Annotated in this window: 17 protein-coding genes; 2 read left to right on the top strand and 15 right to left on the bottom strand. The window is 41.1% G+C overall.

Going from position 1 to position 19,187, the window contains the following annotated elements; all coding sequences use genetic code 11:
* Positions 1–384: 384 nt before the first annotated feature.
* From ACFIMX_RS09670 to ACFIMX_RS09610, 13 genes are all read right to left on the bottom strand, one after another.
* Positions 385–750 (bottom strand): hypothetical protein, encoded by a 366-nt coding sequence (locus ACFIMX_RS09670; protein ID WP_375617995.1) that lies wholly within the window; start codon positions 748–750, stop codon positions 385–387.
* A 138-nt stretch (positions 751–888) separates the two neighbouring features.
* Positions 889–1,176, bottom strand: a complete 288-nt coding sequence (locus tag ACFIMX_RS09665; protein ID WP_273791311.1) for a hypothetical protein — start codon at positions 1,174–1,176, stop codon at positions 889–891.
* A gap of 1,653 nt (positions 1,177–2,829) precedes the next feature.
* Complete coding sequence (locus tag ACFIMX_RS09660; protein WP_375694389.1) at positions 2,830–3,834, bottom strand: phage tail protein; 1,005 nt, start codon at positions 3,832–3,834, stop codon at positions 2,830–2,832.
* Complete coding sequence (locus tag ACFIMX_RS09655) at positions 3,831–4,970, bottom strand: tail fiber domain-containing protein (protein WP_375694388.1); 1,140 nt, start codon at positions 4,968–4,970, stop codon at positions 3,831–3,833. The genes ACFIMX_RS09660 and ACFIMX_RS09655 overlap by 4 nt, the downstream gene beginning before the upstream one ends.
* The gene (locus ACFIMX_RS09650) at positions 4,967–5,449 is read right to left on the bottom strand and encodes a hypothetical protein (protein ID WP_375694387.1); all 483 of its coding nucleotides are present in this window, start codon (positions 5,447–5,449) and stop codon (positions 4,967–4,969) included. The genes ACFIMX_RS09655 and ACFIMX_RS09650 overlap by 4 nt, the downstream gene beginning before the upstream one ends.
* Positions 5,450–5,730: 281 nt before the next feature.
* Positions 5,731–7,194 carry a hypothetical protein gene (locus ACFIMX_RS09645; RefSeq protein WP_375694398.1) on the bottom strand — a complete coding sequence of 488 codons (1,464 nt, stop codon included), beginning with the start codon at positions 7,192–7,194 and terminating at the stop codon, positions 5,731–5,733.
* A gap of 296 nt (positions 7,195–7,490) precedes the next feature.
* Entirely contained in the window at positions 7,491–8,186 is a 696-nt protein-coding gene (locus ACFIMX_RS09640) for a hypothetical protein (protein WP_375617990.1), read from the bottom strand.
* Positions 8,187–8,269: 83 nt separating this feature from the next.
* Complete coding sequence (locus ACFIMX_RS09635) at positions 8,270–9,388, bottom strand: N4-gp56 family major capsid protein (RefSeq protein ID WP_375617989.1); 1,119 nt, start codon at positions 9,386–9,388, stop codon at positions 8,270–8,272.
* Positions 9,389–9,727: 339 nt separating this feature from the next.
* On the bottom strand, positions 9,728–10,501 hold the full coding sequence (locus tag ACFIMX_RS09630) for a hypothetical protein (RefSeq protein WP_375694386.1): 774 nt from the start codon (positions 10,499–10,501) through the stop codon (positions 9,728–9,730).
* 67 nt (positions 10,502–10,568) lie between these two features.
* Entirely contained in the window at positions 10,569–10,769 is a 201-nt protein-coding gene (locus tag ACFIMX_RS09625; protein ID WP_375667465.1) for a hypothetical protein, read from the bottom strand.
* 15 nt (positions 10,770–10,784) lie between these two features.
* Positions 10,785–12,635: a portal protein gene (locus ACFIMX_RS09620; RefSeq protein WP_375694385.1), complete on the bottom strand. Its 1,851-nt coding sequence runs from the start codon at positions 12,633–12,635 to the stop codon at positions 10,785–10,787.
* Complete coding sequence (locus ACFIMX_RS09615; protein WP_375694384.1) at positions 12,620–13,981, bottom strand: PBSX family phage terminase large subunit; 1,362 nt, start codon at positions 13,979–13,981, stop codon at positions 12,620–12,622. The genes ACFIMX_RS09620 and ACFIMX_RS09615 overlap by 16 nt, the downstream gene beginning before the upstream one ends.
* A gap of 1,146 nt (positions 13,982–15,127) precedes the next feature.
* Positions 15,128–15,457: a hypothetical protein gene (locus ACFIMX_RS09610; RefSeq protein ID WP_375639983.1), complete on the bottom strand. Its 330-nt coding sequence runs from the start codon at positions 15,455–15,457 to the stop codon at positions 15,128–15,130.
* A 792-nt stretch (positions 15,458–16,249) separates the two neighbouring features.
* Between ACFIMX_RS09610 and ACFIMX_RS09605 the strand changes: the two genes are divergently transcribed.
* The gene (locus tag ACFIMX_RS09605; protein ID WP_375639975.1) at positions 16,250–16,618 is read left to right on the top strand and encodes a helix-turn-helix domain-containing protein; all 369 of its coding nucleotides are present in this window, start codon (positions 16,250–16,252) and stop codon (positions 16,616–16,618) included.
* A gap of 525 nt (positions 16,619–17,143) precedes the next feature.
* On the opposite strand, the gene ACFIMX_RS09600 is transcribed toward ACFIMX_RS09605, so the two are convergent.
* A complete protein-coding gene (locus tag ACFIMX_RS09600; RefSeq protein WP_375639977.1) occupies positions 17,144–17,269 on the bottom strand; it encodes a hypothetical protein in 126 nt (41 codons plus the stop codon).
* Positions 17,270–17,716: 447 nt separating this feature from the next.
* Between ACFIMX_RS09600 and ACFIMX_RS09595 the strand changes: the two genes are divergently transcribed.
* Complete coding sequence (locus ACFIMX_RS09595; RefSeq protein ID WP_375639978.1) at positions 17,717–18,088, top strand: helix-turn-helix domain-containing protein; 372 nt, start codon at positions 17,717–17,719, stop codon at positions 18,086–18,088.
* A gap of 272 nt (positions 18,089–18,360) precedes the next feature.
* Here the strand turns inward: ACFIMX_RS09595 and ACFIMX_RS09590 are convergent, their stop codons facing one another.
* The gene (locus ACFIMX_RS09590; protein ID WP_375694383.1) at positions 18,361–18,501 is read right to left on the bottom strand and encodes a hypothetical protein; all 141 of its coding nucleotides are present in this window, start codon (positions 18,499–18,501) and stop codon (positions 18,361–18,363) included.
* Positions 18,502–19,187: the final 686 nt, after the last annotated feature.

Below are 19,187 nucleotides of genomic sequence, written 5' to 3'. Positions count from 1 at the left end.
TGCATTCTACGGATTCAAAATGTGTCTATGATTTATTGCCTATCGCAAGCGGCATACTGTCAACAAAGACAATTAAGACACGTATTTACAGCCTCACTAAGCTTAAATCTGTCTAACACCAAACGCTAGAATGAAATTGCCATCTAAGCTCAAACGACGATTGATACAAAATCACTCAGTTTAAAATAGAACCAACTGTAGTTGAATATCTTAAGATAGATCCTCAATACCGATAACTCATGAATTCTGTAAAACATGAACGATTATACTCTGAGTAAAAACTGTAAATCAGAAAACTGCTAGGATTAAAATAGCCTTAGTGTAAAAGATTGACCATTTTCCAAGCATCGCCTATTTAAGTCACAACGAATACAGATAATACGCTTAATTATCACGCACTCTCAGCCCTCGAATAACATTGATTGAATAGTTACTTCTGTAACAAATATCAACGAATTGCGATGTACTGTAAGCTCTATAGGCCAGCTCAACAATCTCAGGACTTTGAATATGAAATGTTCTTCCTACAATTTTTGACATTTCTGGCTCTTCTGTAGGCCTCGTTTCTAAAACAGAGAGAATATTTACCCCTTGCAAATTTTTATATGGAATGACAGAAATATTATTGATGATTTGTGAGCGAACCATTGTTCCGCCGATATCTGAACAATCATCTGAAATAGTCCACAAACGTGCAGAAGCTGGTCCAGTAAGACACAAAGCTAAAAATATTAAAATCAATTTTTTCATTATAGAATACCTCTTTTTCATTTTTGGTTGATCAAAAAAATAAATGCTCTATGGACAGGCAAATAACTATCTTGTTCACAACTATCTATCTCACTGCTTTAAAGGAGCTAAATCCCATAGAGACACAAATCGAGATGGTTAATCACCCATCGTTTTACTTTTATCCGCTTCTTCAGCGTCTTGTTTGTGTTTCACATCTTCAAGATCTTTGATAATCGTTTTCAATTGTTGTTCTAAAATATCCAAACGCTGTGTAAGTTGGAGAATATTTTGAGTCTGTATTTTATCAAAACATTGGAGATCTTGACGTGTTTGCTTCAACAGAGCATTCAAAGGAGCATGTCCCATTCTTCCGCTAGCATAAAGAACCACACGAATACATTCCGGATCATCAATATCAGCAATAGAAAATGGAAAAAGTGCCATTATATCCCCCTTTTTGATAAGCTAAACGCGTATTAAGCATTTGCATATCTTTTTCCGTTGTACGGCTCTTGCAAATCTCAGGAAATCTCAGGAAATCTCAGGAAATCTCAGGAAATCTCAGGAAATCTCAGGAAATCTCAGGAAATCTCAGGAAATCTCAGGAAATCTCAGGAAATCTCAGGAAATCTCAGGAAATCTCAGGAAATCTCAGGAAATCTCAGGAAATCTCAGGAAATCTCAGGAAATCTCAGGAAATCTCAGGAAATCTCAGGAAATCTCAGGAAATCTCAGGAAATCTCAGGAAATCTCAGGAAATCTCAGGAAATCTCAGGAAATCTCAGGAAATCATGTGAAAGGCTTTTGAAAAAAATTTCCTCATCGAAAATTTTTACAAGATATTTTTTAGATTATAGTCTGTTTTCCACCTAAAATGTTGATTTTATCACCTGAAACCAAAGAAAAATGCTTGATCACCTTGCATGCTGTGTCAGCTTTCCCCAAAAGGACAAAGCCCACACCGGTCTTCAAATAATACCAATCAATAAACAATGGTTTGTAAACAATCTGGCTTATTATCTAACAGATTTGACTTGGCTTCCCCCTTCAAATGTATCCTTGTAATGTATCCCCTGTCCAGAGTTACTCTACAAAAAACGCTGCTTTAGGAATACGCACAGATGAAAAACACCCCATGCATAAAATTTTAACCGCATCTCAAACAATGGTATTTTACAACACAACGGAATAAACTATTGTCTTACAGATTTTCTCGTATCACTCTCATCCTGTTTCAAGAAATTACCTGATAAGCACAAAATGCCATCTAAGAGAAGCTCAATTACTCACCATGTACTACAACGCATCGCCAACCTGCTGCTCTTGCCAACAGTGCATCCATTTTGAAAACAAAAAGTGGCTTTTTTCCTACACGCTTTGCCAAAAAAGAAAGCGCTCCATTTTGCCTTTTCTCGCTTTAAATAGACATATCCGTTGACCTCTTCCCACCACCTCAAAGGACGAAGATTTTAGCACCAATCGGTTTGTAAACAATCCAACTCTTCTGAAAGGATTCCGTCTGCTGCTCACTTATATGATTCACTTGCATAAGGCTCAATCAAGCAAGCCATCCCCTGAATATATGTCTCTTCAATACTTAAATGGATCAAGTATTGTATATCTTATTTTCCTTATATCACCAGCTTCAATAATAGTGTTTTAATGACGATGTTTTACAGCATAATAGGATAAAATTATTTAGGGGCTTTTTGTCATCGCACACCAGTGCTTTAAACACAGCGCTTTAACCCCAATGCTTTAAACAATGTATCACGATACCACAAGAGAGAGTGTTTTGGATAAAATCTTTATTCCTCAGCAAAAACGACATGAATAAAAAAAGTTTTTTTGTTCTCTATTACTCCTACCTTCAATAATCACTGTCTTGATCCTCTAAAGAACAATAGGCAAACTTACCTTTAGGCATCCAACAAAGGCAGCACAAAAAATAAAATAATAAAGAGAGTTCAGTTTTTTCTAAAGCGCCTCAAAACTTTCTGCACAAAATATTCTATAAGACTTTATATTCAATAAGACTTTTTTTCATAACAAATATTTTGTAAGTATTTTTATCTTTCTCTCACACAGCTTTCATTCTCAGGCTTTGACAGCATAAACCACCGCCATATTGACGGGGCGTGTTTCATCCCCCCCTGTTTTTTGCAACAAGACCTTATGTTCATGCTCTCCCGCAGCCTTCGTTAACCGATCTTTATTGTAGACTTGAGCCAGATGTCTATAATATTCACCGTGATTCATATCCCAAACTACCTCGTCAATCATTGCCAAACTATGCTGATGTTTGCCTGTTGAATCTGTTTTTCCCTCATGGGTATGAGATTTAAAAGACTCTTCTTGTCGGCTTCCCAAGCGACGTCCTTTATCAATTTCTTTTCCACTATCGAGCCCCCGTAAAAACATTCCACGCAAATCGGGAACATTGAATGTTGTTCTCCCGTCTCCTTTTCCCCATGTTTCCCCCAGAACAGCAAAGAGATTGGCATAGTTCCTTCGCGAATATTCTTTACCATCACACAGTAACCATCCAGAGGGTATTTTTTCTGTAGCAAAAGTCCCGATAAATCCAGAAGAAAAAGTTTCAGGCAAAGGAGGAAAGGGCGGAATTTCAGGAAGTTTTATAGTAGGATTGGTTAAAAACCAGCCATCAGCATTTTTTCCGGCAATATCACACGTATAGACGATTTCATAAAGCCCCCCTTTTTGAATTTCTCCGCCCTTTAAAGGCATAATACCCTCTGGCGTTGCCATATAAGTTGGTCGTGGTAGCAAATGATTTAAAGAAATATTTGTTATTCCTCTGTTGACGCCTTGTGCTTTAAAGCGCACAACAATGCCATCCATATAAGTCTCAAAAAAAGACTTTGTTGCCAAACGAAGTGACGTTCTCTCATTTTTCACATCGAAAGTAAACTGTGTTTCAATCACGCCCCCATTATCCAACAAATATTCTTTGATGCGTTGCATCATAGCGCGAGCACTATCATTGACTGTGCTTGGCGGTTGCCCTTCTGCCCAGTTTATATTCTCGTCGACATAAGCATTTTCTGATGCAACAATTGACCAATCATAAATCGAACTCATAGAAGATACTCTTTATTCAAAAAGGGAAAACGAGCAAAAAATGAAGAAAAGAAAGCCGCAATTTTATTTTTAGATGCCGGTATTTTCTCCCCTTTCATTTTCTCCATTTTCAGTCCTATTTTGTCATAATCAACATGCAATAATTTTGTTTTTGCATTGACATAAACAGCTTCCGGCTTCACACGCAACACGTCTTGCGCCATAACGCCCTGATAACGTTGTGGATTTCCCTTATAATTAAAGGTATAAAGTGGATATCCCTTTTTCTGCCCCACAGGGATAATATTTTCTTTTGCTCTCACATCACAAAGCCCTAAAATTCCTCCGACCAATCCAAGTACTTGCTGCGCATCACGCAATGGATCTTTTGTCACAGAAGGCATTGTCGTGGATTTTCCTGAAGTCGTTCCGTAATTTCCAGCAGCCTGTGTTCCTACCTGTAACAAGCTTTGCAATCGGTTCCAATCTTGATTATCTTTTTCTGACCATTTTTGGCGTTCAGCATCTAAGACATTTTGGCGGTTTATATCTTGAATCATACCCCCTTTCAAAGCATTGCTTTGCACGTTACTCTGTCCTTGATAATAGCTATTTGCTGCATTAACTTGATCATTCTGAGAGCGATCAATCATCTGGTTGGCATTCATCATATTGTTAATATCTTGATTATATTGCTGTGCTGCAGCATTTGTTGCCAAGGCGCCTAACTCATCGGCCAGCACACCAGTATGAGCCCCAGAACCATAACGTCCTGCTCCCGACATCGATTGATTAATTGCATCGGACGTTTTATTCAGAGCATTTTGCAATGCAGTATTAAATTTGCTATTGCTTCCAATCCAGCTTCCCTTAGCCATACCGGAAAGATTTGTAGCGCTGTTGGTTGGGGCATTCAACCATTGCGTTACCGTTGGATTGTTATAGAGCCCTGCTGCTTGTTGTAAACCGGTCAGCGCATTTTTTGTCATATTGCTAAGACCAGCGACTCTGTCTCCCTGATAAACGTTTCCGCCAATTCCCTTATTATAAAGTCCAAGTGCATCAGCACTGGCTTGTTTAAGAATATCAGCCGCCCAAGCAGGTGGAGCATTTGTTTGTGTTGTTGTTTGCACTTGAGGTGTGGTTTTTCTACTCATGGGTTCAGAACCTTTCTATATTGAATAAGATTACGAGAATATCCGTGATGAGCGAGCTTTTTCGCCCATCCAGTTCTTCCAAACATGTGCATTTCTTCAGCATTAATTGTTCGCGCCCATTTTTCGACTTCATCAATCAACTTGACCAATTTCAGCCCTCCCTCTCCAGCAAGATCAGAGAGAACGACGCATTTTTTCCCCGTATGGGTTATTTCAACTTTGGTAATTGCAAAAGCACTAAATTGGATTTTATTTTTTAAGACCAGCCACAATTGTGCTTGTCCTGTAGCGATTTCTTCAGCAATTTTTTCCAAACAAACATCATCCGGAAAGCGCTGAACATATTTTTTCAATGCAGTATTGAGAGCCTCTTGATAGGGAGCTATTTTTTCCCATGGCCATTGCTCTGTCAAATGAGCAGAATACAAATCTTGACTCTCTTGCATCATAACTTTGGCTCTTTTAGCTTTGTCACTCATCTCCCCTCAAATAACATCCCCCTACGCATTTCACGCATTCCATGCCCCCCGCACAATAAAAGAAAAAAGTCTCCATCATCCCTTTGTCACAACAAAGGAGGAACTTTCTTCTTTATAAAAATAAACCATTGTGCAGCCTATTTTTCCTTTATCGCAGAAAAGCATGAAACATAACGCACCACCTTGTGCCTTTGTTTATAAAGGTTTGGGAAGCCTATGGGGCATTTGTTCTTTAATAATAGAGGCTTGAGCCTATCGCATGGTATTACAAAAGGGCATGCCTATCGCATGCCGGCCCGCGTCAATTCCACATCAAATCCAGTGACATGAGTCCAATTCACCCCTTCAGGAATACGCAATTTAAAGCGATAAAACCGTGCCCTTGCGCGACAATGAATTTGTCCAGTATTATAAGAGGGCTGTTTTTCTGGCAACCAAACAGTTTCCTCTTCAAGAGATTGTCGAAAGCGCATTCCCACAGACAAATAAAACTTTCCACTATTGACTTGAGGCATAATATTTTTCACCCGTGTTATCATGCCATTTGTCTGCCCCATTTCTTGTGATGTCACGACACAAGCCATAGGACACCCAGAAAACGAACCCAGTCTTCCCTGTTGATCAAATGCCCCCAGAATAGGCGATTCATTTCTCCAAGCTTTACTATCAAGAGAAAAGGACAAATCATCAATATTCTTAGTCACAAAATCAAGACCTTCCAGGGTTGTTCCGGCTAAGAAAATAGGCAATATTATTTTGATATCGACGAGAGCTTTTGTCCATTTTTGCAATCCCCAATCATAAATGAGCAAGATACGTTTATGAAGATTCTCATCAGAATCAACCATCCAATAAACACGATTATACACCCCATCGATAGCAGCAGACAGAGTGTACAGATTATCCTGCCTTGATTTTGCAGTCATCGTTCGATCCACTTTTTCGAACCCAATGGGTATAATCTGTCCCTCATTTGTTATTTGATAAAAACCACCTTCATCGGCAAAGAATGCTAAATCGCCCCGACAAACAATTGATTCAGCATTTTTTGCACCTCGTTTATCGTGGATTTTTTGGAAACTAAAAATAATCTTAGAGCCAGGGATAAAAGAACCAGCATAGATTGCAGAACGCATAAAGATAATTGGATTTGTTGTTTCGGTTGCCCCTTGGACGAATCCGCCATCAGGAAAATCTTGATAATCACAACTTTTTTTCCCCACGGTCCAAAATTCAGCATCATTTAATCCAGACCAATGAACCCTTCTTGGATGCTCGGTTAATTTCATCAAACAAACGAAATCTCCCCAAACTCGAACAATCCCTGCTTGTGGTGGATTTCCTCCTAAATTTCTAAATGTTTTATCATGATTAATATCAATCACTTGTGGTTTATCATTGGCATTCACCGCAATGATCAAATCACCAAACAAAGCAAAAGACCACGGAGCATCAACATTAGCCAGATAAGATTTTCCTTTTTGGCTAATATCTTTCCAGTTCATTGTTGTATTATCAAGTAAGTAGATTTTATCTCTTGTCCCGACAATAATAGAAACCCCATTTTTTGTTTTAACCGCAAGAGTGCCTAAGATTGGCTCCGGACAAGGCTCTGATAAAGGCTCAAAACTTGGCATAGGGATATAGGAGCCATCAGCCGGGAGCACATTAACAAGTTCATCGGTAAAAATTCCATTGATATCCGCCACATCGGGTCGATAATCAGCGATTGGGAAAAAAGCCATCAAGACCCCCATAAAATCTTTGAAGAGCCCAGTGCCATTCAAAACACCAAGGCTTATTGATAAAAAAACCACAAAAGCCCTTAAAACTCTAAAGGCATAAAATTCAACCAAACAAACAACCTAAAGTTGTTTAATTCATAGAAAAAACGATACCATCAATAATGGCCACCCCAACGCCATCCACCAGCCCTTCACCATCCACACCCAACGGCGCAATCCAGCCATAAGCGACAAACTAGCCACCAGTGCCAAACCAACCTTCAACGCCAGCCATAAACGATTTGGAAAAAAGTCTTTTAAAAACGCATTGGGCGAATCTTTGAAGAACCTTTTCGGCGCGATGTTTCAATGCGCAAAGCTTGAAGCTGTTCTTGAAAATCTCTGAAAGAAACGGCGGTATATTCAGGATCTTTAAGAATATTTTTATAAAGTTCATATTTCGCCCGTGCTCTAATAAGATCAAAAGCATAAATCAACCAAGGGTTATCATCCTCTTTCAGCTGTTCATCGGCAAAATGAACAGGAGCATAAGAAAGCTGTACAGTTTCCACATGTTCTGGTGTTGGAAAGAGTCCTATTTTTTGATCAAGGTACGTATAAAAGAATGGCGTTCCTAGCGCAGGATGCATACCATATTGTTGATGCAACACTTCCAAGGGCTTAAAAAACAACTTTGTTGGTGTTGCATTCTTTGTTTCTAAAAAGACACCCTCCAAACTCTTTTCTGCTTCAATAAAAACCCCCTCTTCTTGCCCATACCATGTTTTACCACTTTGTGTTTTAAACGTCCTTTCTCTTTTTTCATTAAAGAAAAAGGGTTCGCGTTCACACAAACGCAAAGCCGTAAAAATTGAATCTTGAATTTGCAGGGAATATTCCGCTGTTGTATCATCAATTTCATCTTGAATAAGCGCGACCATATAAGCAAAAGTTTTAGAATGGTCTGAATGTGTAAGATTTAGATTTTGGGGATCAGTGGATAAAGTGGTCATAAGCCTGTCCTTGTTTCTGGAAGCATTTTAAATTTTTCCCCCAACAGATCCCTCTTGTTGGGGGAAGAGAGCAAAAATTCTCTTTAAGCGGGTGCTCCATAAGTTGGAATAACAATAGTGCCAAAATCCTGAGCCCCTTGCGTACTTCCTGGCAAGGTAAAGCAAGTTTTTTTCATACCAATAATGGTTTTTGCCGCGACCCCGAATTCTCTTTCATAGTCGAAGAGTTCTTCCACCAATTTATAGCGTGTTGCCCCTCGATCTTTACCAAAAGCAATCACAGCACTCTGCGCACCAAGCAGAACAGCACGACGAACATTTGGCACAGCTTTATTAGCAGTCCCAGATTCAACCCCTTCGGTAATATGTTCAGCTTCGCGCAAAACCACACCATTATACATGCCCAACGATCCATCATAGAGCGGATTTTTGATACGACTTCCACTATAGATTGCCTTGGTAATGTCGAGCCATTGCCCCGCATCTGTATTGCTTCGCAATTGTGTCACTTGGGTTGGATGTAGATAAAGCACATAGACATTTTCCCCATCGAGCCGCACAGGTCTAATTTTAGGATTTGCCAATTTAGCTCTTTCGACAGCTTTATCAATCAAGCTGAGATCAAAAACATCGTCTTCTTTTAAGTCCTCATCTTTTGCTTTATCATTAGGACGTACCACGCGTTTATTGGTTGGTGCCGTTGGCGCATTAAACCCATAATGGACAGGTTTAAGAGTAATCGTACGTCCCTCAAAGTTAATTGTTTTTGCGGTATACCCGCAAACTTGAATGAAGAACATCATACTCAGACGATCTGCATACCAATCAACCAAACCATTTTTTGCCTCGGTGCGCAAATCATGAAGAATTCGTTGTTGATCAATCGTTCCCTCATTTTTGACACGCACGGCATGAACGAGTTCATTAATTGCCAAGCGATCATTGAGAAACTGTAAAGCTTCTTCATTGCCTTCCAATGTCTGCCCTTCACTCACCCCATCGCCTAGCAACTGCACACGCAAATTAAAGCTAATGGCATCCCCACTTGCTTTCGTGGTTTCATCTTTTAATTGTACGATACTGTTTGAATCATTTCCAATCAACGGTGCAATTGGAAGTGCCTTTGAGACTTCTTGGTTTAGTAATTTAGACCATGTGCGCACTGCCATTGGGTCATTAAGTCCGATATAAGTTACAGTCATTTTGTCCTCTAAAAGTTTTATTGACATAAAAAACCCGGCAAAGCGCCGGTTGTTAAAACACCACATTTCATTTCAAATGGTGAATAGGTTGTTTGTGAGTTTTATCTAATTTCTGTTAGCGTCTACCTCCCCCTTATAAGAGCTCTCCTCACCACATCCGTGCTTTGAGAAATCCCCTAGCATTCTCCTGCGCCAAAAGCCGCTCCACGTTCCCGCAAAAACACTCCCCCACATTCTCCTGCGCTAAAAGCCTCTTAACTTTCCCGCAAAAAACACTCCCCCGCATTCTCCTGCGCCAAAAGCCTCTTAACTTTCCCGCCCCCCCTCAAATTCTTGTTTTTAAAATTCTCTTCCCCCCATTAAACGATTAAAAGCAGCTTTATTTTTAGGTTCAGAAACCCAAGCGCTAAACTCTGCTTCTGACATTTTATCAAGCATATCCAAAGAAATCGGACCATTTGGCGTTAAACCGTTATAAGCAGCAAGAGTACGTGCAGAATTGTGTCTTTCCTGTAAATTTTCACCCATGTTATTGGGAACATTTGTGTAGCCAATTTTTTGTGCAATAGAGTAAATCACTTCAGCCGGATTTTGATTTTTTTGCGCACAATCGCGCAAGATCTGCTTCAACTCATCACCAATCAACGCATCAATATTTTTGGGATCTGCCATCTCAGGATAGAGCGAAGCACAAGCTGCCAACTGTTTAGCCCGCGTTTCATAAATAAAATCAGCTGCTTGATCAAAATCATCATGCTTTTGTTTAACACTGGCAACAGACTGCTGAAAAAACGCATGCAACTGTTCTGCTTCCAAAGCAAGAGAAGGCTGTTGTTTTTCATGTACAAGCCCTTGTTTTTGGAGTGTTTTTCCCAACCATTGCATATAGCCCATAAAGTCTTTTTGTGGATCTGGCGCAGCATCTTCTCCCCCTTGAACCTCTTTTCCAGCCTTTTGCGAAAAGTCCTGTTGTTGATGCATTTGCCCTTGAAAATTATCTTCAAGAGTTTTTTCTTCTCTTCCAATTTCACCATTTTCTCCCTCTTGTGTTGAGACCAGAAAATCTTGTTTCAATTGGTTTTGTTCTGCCGGCGTTAAGTGTTCTTGATCCATGACATTAGCCTTCTCTTTTTTTAAACAATAAAATCAAATTTTTCAGATAAAACAGCTCCATAAGCATTTATCCCCTCAATGCTCTCTCATCATTTAGCACCAGCATTCCCCCCAATGCTCTCCACCCCACATGACGGCAAGACTCTCCCTCTCCACCCTGCTTTTCCCAACAGTCCTGCCCTACAAAACAGTTCTTTTGAGAAAAGGGAGCCCATGCACTACGAAAATCGATAAGCAATTTATGATATATGGCGTTTTCAGAAGTCACTCATGACAAAGTGTCCTATTGTTGAGCCTTTACTGTCTGCAACATCTGCATTATCTGGTCTGCCCCCACATTATTCCCCATCTGCGCTGAGGCATTTTGCTCTTCTTGAAAAGAGTTTTGCGCCTTTATCGCAATTTTATGAATAAGTGAAGCCGGTAAAGGCGAATAGCGTAAGAGATCGAGCATAATCTCAGGCGTTGCAAAATTTTGCATCAAAGGAAGCAATTGCATGATCAGTGCAAAAGTACGCTCTTTTTCATTAAGACTTGTTGGTGCATCATCAACGACAATATCATATTCCAAACTTGTCACCATTTCGCGTGTCAGCGGCACATACTGGGCATTTTCATCACCGGCAATACGCACCAACCGCCCATCGGACAGATAATTTTGAATAAGATAGAGAATAATTTTTCCCTGTCGTTGCCGATATCGACGCAACCCATCAAAAAAGGAAGCCAAAAGATTAAGTGACGATTGTCGCCGTTGTTGTTCAAGAATGCCAGGCTGATTGACAGCTCGCGTCCCAATAAATTCAGAAGACAACCCCGTCACCTGTTCGAGAGCGCTCTTTGCTTCATTAAACAATTGGAAAAACCCTTGCGGAAATTGTGCCACGGGTTTAGGCTGGATTCTTCCCCCAGACACAGCACCACTTTTCAACCAAGTAATACTATCGGCTCTAGCCCAACTCTCGACGGCTTGGCGATCATCATCAAAAGCATCGCGTTCTGCCATAATTCCGCCTTTTGATTGGCTATTGAGCAAATGCATCACTTGACTAAAATATTTGTTTGCCCACCGTTGCGGATCTTTTGTTGGCTTAACAATTCCGTAAAATTGCCGGCTTAACTTATCAAAAGTACCGGTAATACACTCCCATCCCAATTGATTGGGTGGAACCAAGGGCTTATCAGGCGCTTCAAGCAGCTTTCTACCTAAAAATGCCCGTTTGACAATTTTTCTGTTCAACCTTGTTGCCTGGACATGAGGAAAGGTTTTGCTTAAATTTTGGAAATCCTGCTCTGAATAATCGACAAACTTTCCACTTAGAGGCTCGAGAACTTTATAAACCACCTCGCGTTCAAACCAGCGACATTCTACCAATGTCACCATTTTAGGACGTTGATAGCCGCTCCCCTCTTCTCCTTGATACCCCCTCTCGGACTGATAACTTTGTGTCATCCCATCGCTGGTTGAATGTAAAAAACTCTGATGTTTAACCCAATCAGCATTAAGATCGCTCCAATGAACATGGGGAAACATTTCCTGCGCCACAGCAAGGGGTTTTTCATCAATATACCATAAGCGTTGTGCATCAATAAGATTAGGCTTAACAGCACTTGCATCCCAGACCATTTTCATAGGGTCCAGCCGTGCAATAATTGGTTTTCCTTGTGGATCTTCTTCATAATCAAGGCGTGTATCTGTCCACCCCATTCCGCAAATAATTGCATCTTGAAAGGCATCAGAATCTTCGTATTCCCCATCGGCTTCATCACGAAACCACTCAGCCGCCCCTGTCAGAATCTGGTTCGCAAAAGCTGCCCCTTCTTGTCGTGGAATAAATTGCACTTGCCTTTTATTATTGCGCTCAGCCCCAATCACGGCATTAATTAAAGGCGCAATACGGTTAAAAGTCATGACCGGTCTGTTTTGTTCGTGCAAGACAGCCAAGTCTTGCTCATTCCATTGCCGTCCATTATAAAAATCGTAATCTTCCTGGGCATTTTTTCGCCATTTTTCGACATGATCAATATCATCCTGATACCAACCCACAAGTTTTTTAAAGAGTGCTTGATTTTCAAGCGTTTCGATTTGATTAAAAGAAGAATCTGTAGACATATTCATTAAAAAGCCATCCATGAAGTTTGAGAATGGTGAAACGAGCGATAAGGTTTTTTTCGCGCTTTAGCATTTGGCTGTTCATAAGCCACACACATCAGTCCAAAGGCATCGGCCCCATGGCTTGCCCAATCATGTTCAGCGCCTAGTCCGATATTGCGCTGTTCGTCGCGCTTTTCATGATACCAAGCAAGCGCTTTTCTGCCCGCACATGTCGTTTCACGATTAAACCATAGTGCAGGAAACAACCGCCTTACGGCTTCGATACGCATTTTCACAGCGCCTGTTCCTTGATTAGGAATTATTTTGGTTTGAAAACCGGCTTGTTGAAGGGCACTTTCAAAACTCACATTATAGACACGATCTTTTGTTGCGCCATCATGAGGCAAAACCATAAGAGCCTTTTCATATCCCCTTTGAAAGACCCAGCCCACATGCTCTGAGAGAGGCTGTCCTTGAGCTTCATAATAATCGAGCACTCGGATTTCCCGTCCAACAAACTGCGCCACCCACAATGCGGTAGCATCGGCCTTTGCTCCTGTTCCCCCGATATCCCAAAAGATTCTCACCTGCATCAAAGGATCACGTGGAACAGTGGTAATCCGCCCTTCCATTTCGGCTTCCAGAAGACATTTCTGATAATAAGCCCCTTGGACAGCTTGGAGATATTCGCCTTCCCAAATATGGTTATACTGCTCTGGTCTTTGCTGCAAATCGTCCATTCGATCACGATTGAGTTTTTCAGGAAATTGCGGATTATCACGCCAATTGATTTCCACCCCTTTGATATGAGGATTATCGACATTTCGGAAACGTTTTTCCACGGGTGCATTTTCATGGCATGGGTTCCATGTCACCCATAATTCTGCATTCCAATCTTTTCCTTCTTCGCGCAAAGTTGGAATAAGTGTTTGCCAAGCAGTTTCTGTCACGGGCTCGGCTTCATCGACCCAACAAAGGAAAACGCGTCCCATTGATTTAATACTTGCAATATTTCGATCAAGTCCAGCAAACACATAGACAATCCGTCCATCTTTTGATTTAATATATTTATCGCCGATTTCATAATAATCTTGTAAAAAAGGATAAGCTTCGATAGCGCGTTTAATTTCTTCCAAAGAACTTTCATTAAGAGAATTTTGAAATTGCCGTGCACAAAGAATAATCCCGCGTTCTCCAGCCATTCCATGGCGATATCCCACCACGGCAGACATCAAAGCAAAAGAACGTGTTTTTCCAGAACCGCGTCCTCCCCAAGCGGCTCGCACATCGGCATTTCCAGTAAAAATAGGAATAAGCTTTGGAATAAGAGCCACTTGAGCTGTTTTCTGCTCAATTTTTTGAGAAATTTTCTGAACCGTTGTCATTATAAATTTTCATACTTTAGCAATAATTGCGCTGCACCCTTTTGCTTATCCCAAGTTTAATGATCCCAGAGCAATTGAACGAAAAGAGCAATTGAACGAAAAACGCCCTTCTCAAAAGCAGCGCTTTATCTTTTCTTCATCCTAATATTCAATAAATTTCACTTTTTTGCATGAGATCCCCTTGCCCCCACCTATGCGCCCCAAGCCCCCAAGGCACAAAAGTCCCACCCCCACAAACACCGCGCCTGTCTATCCCCCAACAACAAGCACAGTATCCCCCAACCAAATCATAGCCTCAGCACATGGCTCTCAGGCATATCCAAAGCCCAACATCCTCCAAGATCATGCCTCTCAAGCATCACCAATCCTCACACTTTATCCCCCAAGATACCCCCACCAAAACACATGCATCCCGCAAGCATAACACTTCTCTTAAGTTTCATGCCCCCCACCCATCAAAACACTGTTCCATATCCACCACACAAATACCCTGCACCAAATTCCCTCCAGCACACGGGCCCTTACAGCATCATTCACCAAAGCCCCTTCCCAGTATCACGAGCGCCTACAAGCACGATAGCCTCCGCTTCAATCCCCTCAAGATAGGTAATCACCAAAGCAGCCCCCTTCCAAGACATCACCCCACATCATCCACCTCAGCCTAACATTTTTCAATATCATAAGCCTCAGTTATCGAGGTATCACACTTCTCCGGTTCAGTATTTTTGCATTCACTGGTACAATCTCGATACGCGAAACTGTTTTAACATCTCCCTTATTATAATAACGAGAAAAGACCAAACCTTCACCAGAGGTCCAAAACAGCAAATATCATCAAGCACTCCCCAACATCTTTCAGGTATCGCGCCCCTCACACATCGCCATAAAAGCATCTTGCCCTCGCCGCTTCACACAGACCACCCCAGACACCATGTACCCCCCAAAAAACACCATATGCACCGAAGTCTCCTCCAGTCCACGTCCTCATGCATCCCCCACCAAAGCCCAACAACTTCACAGCTCACACGCCTAAAGCACTCAGCCCCTCACCGCATCTTAAATCATAAGCTCTCAAATAGGCATACCCCGTTCAAAGACGATATACCTTAAACATCATGTGCCAAAACCCAACATTTTCTTGGAGCTTCAAGCCTCAGTGACCGAAGTATCAGGCTTCTCCGGTTCAGTATTTTGGGGCTTCACTGGTACAATCTCGATACGCGAAACTGTTTTAACATCTCCCCCTGCTTCTCCCGTAACCTGAAGAGGCAAGACTTTTGCCAGCAGCGAAAAAAAAGGAACAGGATTATTCAACGCATGATATTGAAGATAAGACACCAGCCCATCCTCACCATAGTGATATCCAGCCTGCTCAGCGGCTGTCAAAAGAGCTTCATTAAATCGCTTTGTTGTTTTATTCAAAGTTGTTTTTTTACGCCCTTTTCGACGTAAGGGAAGACAATGTTCATCTACCATCATCATGTTCCTTCCAACTAAAGAAAAACCAATACTTCAAACACAAAAAATGACATGAAAATCAGCAACAAAATTTAACAAGCCATCAACAATAAAAAATGAGACCACACCCTAAAAGACAAGAACCCACATAAAGCCCAAATCCTCCGCATAATTTTACAGATACACGTTTTTACGCTTTTCCATCTTTACAGAAAAAAACGAAACGAAACGCCCACATCACCACCCCGCTCTGCTCTATAAACATGGGTCTGTCAACAACCCAGCTTCTCACTCTAACGGATTCCCCTGCTGATTATTTCATATGGCTATCTCACACTTCAAAGAATGGTGTTTCATCAAACACGCCAGATAAACTCTGATCTACAATTCGACTTCAGAAAGCAAATTTTCCTCTGCTAAATAAAGCTTCCACCCCGCACCGGTTTTAAACTATAATCCAACCTCTTACCCAATAAATTCCCTACTAACATCAGATTACCGCCCCCAAACATCCCTATTTTACAGTATAACCGTACAGCAAACATTTTAATTTTTCTTGCCAATCTCCTGAAACTACTTTATTGATAGTTCTGTGTTTTTGATCGTCCACGCAACGGTCAAATAGGGATTTGAAAGCCCGAACGCTCAGTACATAAATTTATCCCGCTTTGCGGGTATCCCGGAATTCCGGGAGATTTTGCTATGTCCAAGTGCTTGTCAGCACTAAAAGCAAAAGGCTGACTGAGCTCAGTGCTTTCAAACTCCCGGAATACTTATGCGAGGGCGCTCGCAACCGGAGGGGAGCTTGAAGTGCAAACTAAAAATTCACATTTCAATGATATTTCAATAGGCAAAAGAATCCGTCACAGACGCATTTCAATGGGGCTTTCTCAAAAGGAATTAGGAAGCCATTTAGGTGTCAGTTTCCAACAAATCCAGAAATACGAAAAAGGTTTAAATCGTGTAAGCGCGGGGTGTTTGCTCGAAATTGCCAAAAAGCTAGAGATTCCTATGAACTTTTTTTATGCGGACCTTTTAACAGCAGATATTCCCACAAAGGAAAATCTCTCACACCACGATCAAGACACCTATAGCGAAAAAGAACACGCCCTTTTAAAAAACTTTAGAGAACTCGAAGCGAAAAAACAAAAAGCAATCTTGTGGTTGATTTCTGATTAGACAAAAGCGCACCCGTCAACATCCCTCACCAATATATCCAACACCCTTAAAATATAAGCTTCAGATCACGACACCTCAAAGAAGGCAATTTTATCAGGCAAGACAGATAAGCACTGCCCTAAAATATTCCCTCACACACTTTTCTCCAGTCAACACCTTAACACCCCTCTTCATCCCAGCTTTCTCCGCTCCATTCACAAACGCGCGCCCTAGTTCTCCGACCACATTCCATGTCAAGACAAAAACATACAACGCATAAATCCTTCACTTCACTTTTACGGATTCACGTTTTTACGCTTTTCCATCTTTACAGAAGGTAGCCAAACGAAATTTCCAAACCACCACCCCACGCAGCTCTGTAAACACGGATTTGTCAACAACACAGCTTCTCACTCTAACGGATTCCCCTACTAATTTCAGATCACTAGACCTCAAAGGACAGTATTTCATAAGGCTCTATAAGCAACTTTCACCCTGAATATTTTTGCTCTCTCCGCCATTCAAAGAACAAAATTTTAGCACTGATCAATCCCACTTCTTATCGCGTACAGTTGCACTTGGAAAACACCCCTCACCACCCCTCAAAGAATGCTGTTTCACCAGACACGGATAGATAAGCCCTACCCCCAAATATTCCCCACACTTTTTCACAAAAAGCACCTTATTGATATGCCCGAATTATTGATATGCTTAAAGCTCCCTCGACGACATATCCCTGCTCTAATAGCCTCTTCTCAGTCCACCTCAAATGACAATATTTTACAGCATGAGGCATAAGAAGATAATGAGACAATTTTTAAGATACAAAAAATGCTCTCATTTTCCAAATCTTTTAATTGTTCTTGCCAATCTTCCGAAACTACTTTACTGATAGGCTTGTGTTTTTGATCGTCCACGCAACGGTCAAATAGGGAGTTGAAAACCCGAACGCTCGGTACATAAATTTATCCCGCTTTGCGGATATCCCGGAATTCCGGGAGTTTTTGCTATGTCCAAGTGCTTTTCAGCACTAAAAGCAAAAAGCTGATCCGAGTGTCAGTATTTTCAACCTCCCGGAATACTCATGCGAGGGCGCTCGCAACCGGAGGGGAGCTTGAAGTGCAAACTAAAAATTCACATTTCAATGATATTTCGATAGGCAAAAGAATCCGTCACAGACGCATTTCAATGGGGCTTTCTCAAAAAGAGTTAGGAAGCCAGTTAGGTGTCAGTTTCCAACAAATCCAAAAGTATGAAAAAGGCTTCAATCGTGTAAGCGCAGGACGGTTACAAGAAATTGCCAATATCTTAAAAGTTCCCATTACCTTTTTTTATGCCGATATTGCGATAAAAGCCGATATTGTCACAAAAGAAAATGCTCTCCCCCATGATCAAGACACCTATAGCGAAAAAGAACACGCCCTTTTAAAAAACTTTAGAGAACTCAAACCGAAAAAACAAAAAGCAATCTTGTGGTTGATTTCTGATTAAGTAAAAGCCCATATAAAGCCCAAATCCTCTGCTTCATTTTACGGACACCGTTTTTACGCTTTTCTATATTTACAGAAAAAAACCAAACGAAACGCCCACATCAGCACCCCATGCACCACTGAGTAAACACTGATCTGTTAACAATCCAGCTAGCTTATCCAGCGGGTTTTCTTACTGATTTCAGATCACCACACCTGAAAGAGCAAAAATTCCTATAAGTACGAGTCGACAATTCCACTTCAAAAAACAGATTTCCCCACTGGATAAATCTTCTATCCCGCACCAGTTTGTAAACTATAATCCAGCCTCTTGCCAACCAAATACCCCTTATTGACTTCACAGATCACCGTTTCATTCACAAACGCGCACCCTAGTTCTCCGACCACATTCCATGTCAAGACAAAAACATACAACGCATAAATCCTTCACTTCACTTTTACGGATTCACGTTTTTACGCTTTTACATCTTTACAGAAAGTAGCCAAATGAAATTTCCAAACCAGCCCACCACTCAATAAACAAGAGTCTGTAAACAATTCAATTTTTATCGCGTACAGTTGCACTTGGAAAACACCCCTCACCACCCCTCAAAGGATACTGTTTCACCAGACACGGATAGATAATCCCTACCCTCAAATATCCAGACACTCTCACAAAAAGCACCTTATTGATATGCCCGAATTATTGATATGCTTGAAGATCCGTCGACGGCATATCCTTGCCTCTAATGCCCCCATCTCACCCTACCTCAAATGACAATATTTTACAGCATAAGGCATAAGGCATAAGGCATAAGGCATAAGAAGATAATGAGACAGTTTTTAAGATACAAAAAAATGCTCTCATTTTCCAAATCTTTTAATTGTTCTTGCCAATCCCTTGAAATTACTTTATCACTCAAAAGGTGCCTTGATCGTCTACGCAGCGATCAATAGGGAGTTGAAGCCCGAAAACTCAAACATTAATTTACCCCACTTTGTGGGTATCCCGGAGTTCCGGGAGTTTTTGCTATGTCCAAGTGCTTGTCAGCACTAAAAGCAAAAAGCTGATTTGAGTTCAGTGCTTTCAACCTCCCGGAATACTCATGCGAGGGCGCTCG

This window comes from Bartonella sp. AD24XZML, assembly GCF_042196485.1.
GTDB lineage: Bacteria > Pseudomonadota > Alphaproteobacteria > Rhizobiales > Rhizobiaceae > Bartonella.
Note: the sequence above shows the minus strand (reverse complement) of the source record. Positions and strands in the feature narration are given on the sequence as shown.

Excerpts from the sequence above, each read along its gene's own strand:
- ACFIMX_RS09670 (WP_375617995.1), bottom strand. The coding sequence starts at position 750 with ATGAAAAAATTGATTTTAATATTTTTAGCTTTGTGTCTTACTGGACCA.
- ACFIMX_RS09655 (WP_375694388.1), bottom strand. The coding sequence starts at position 4,970 with ATGAGTAGAAAAACCACACCTCAAGTGCAAACAACAACACAAACAAAT.
- ACFIMX_RS09620 (WP_375694385.1), bottom strand. The coding sequence starts at position 12,635 with ATGGATGGCTTTTTAATGAATATGTCTACAGATTCTTCTTTTAATCAA.
- ACFIMX_RS09635 (WP_375617989.1), bottom strand. The coding sequence starts at position 9,388 with ATGACTGTAACTTATATCGGACTTAATGACCCAATGGCAGTGCGCACA.
- ACFIMX_RS09645 (WP_375694398.1), bottom strand. The coding sequence starts at position 7,194 with ATGGCTTTTTTCCCAATCGCTGATTATCGACCCGATGTGGCGGATATC.
- ACFIMX_RS09640 (WP_375617990.1), bottom strand. The coding sequence starts at position 8,186 with ATGACCACTTTATCCACTGATCCCCAAAATCTAAATCTTACACATTCA.
- ACFIMX_RS09650 (WP_375694387.1), bottom strand. The coding sequence starts at position 5,449 with ATGAGTGACAAAGCTAAAAGAGCCAAAGTTATGATGCAAGAGAGTCAA.
- ACFIMX_RS09630 (WP_375694386.1), bottom strand. The coding sequence starts at position 10,501 with ATGGATCAAGAACACTTAACGCCGGCAGAACAAAACCAATTGAAACAA.
- ACFIMX_RS09610 (WP_375639983.1), bottom strand. The coding sequence starts at position 15,457 with ATGGTAGATGAACATTGTCTTCCCTTACGTCGAAAAGGGCGTAAAAAA.
- ACFIMX_RS09665 (WP_273791311.1), bottom strand. The coding sequence starts at position 1,176 with ATGGCACTTTTTCCATTTTCTATTGCTGATATTGATGATCCGGAATGT.
- ACFIMX_RS09615 (WP_375694384.1), bottom strand. The coding sequence starts at position 13,981 with ATGACAACGGTTCAGAAAATTTCTCAAAAAATTGAGCAGAAAACAGCT.
- ACFIMX_RS09660 (WP_375694389.1), bottom strand. The coding sequence starts at position 3,834 with ATGAGTTCGATTTATGATTGGTCAATTGTTGCATCAGAAAATGCTTAT.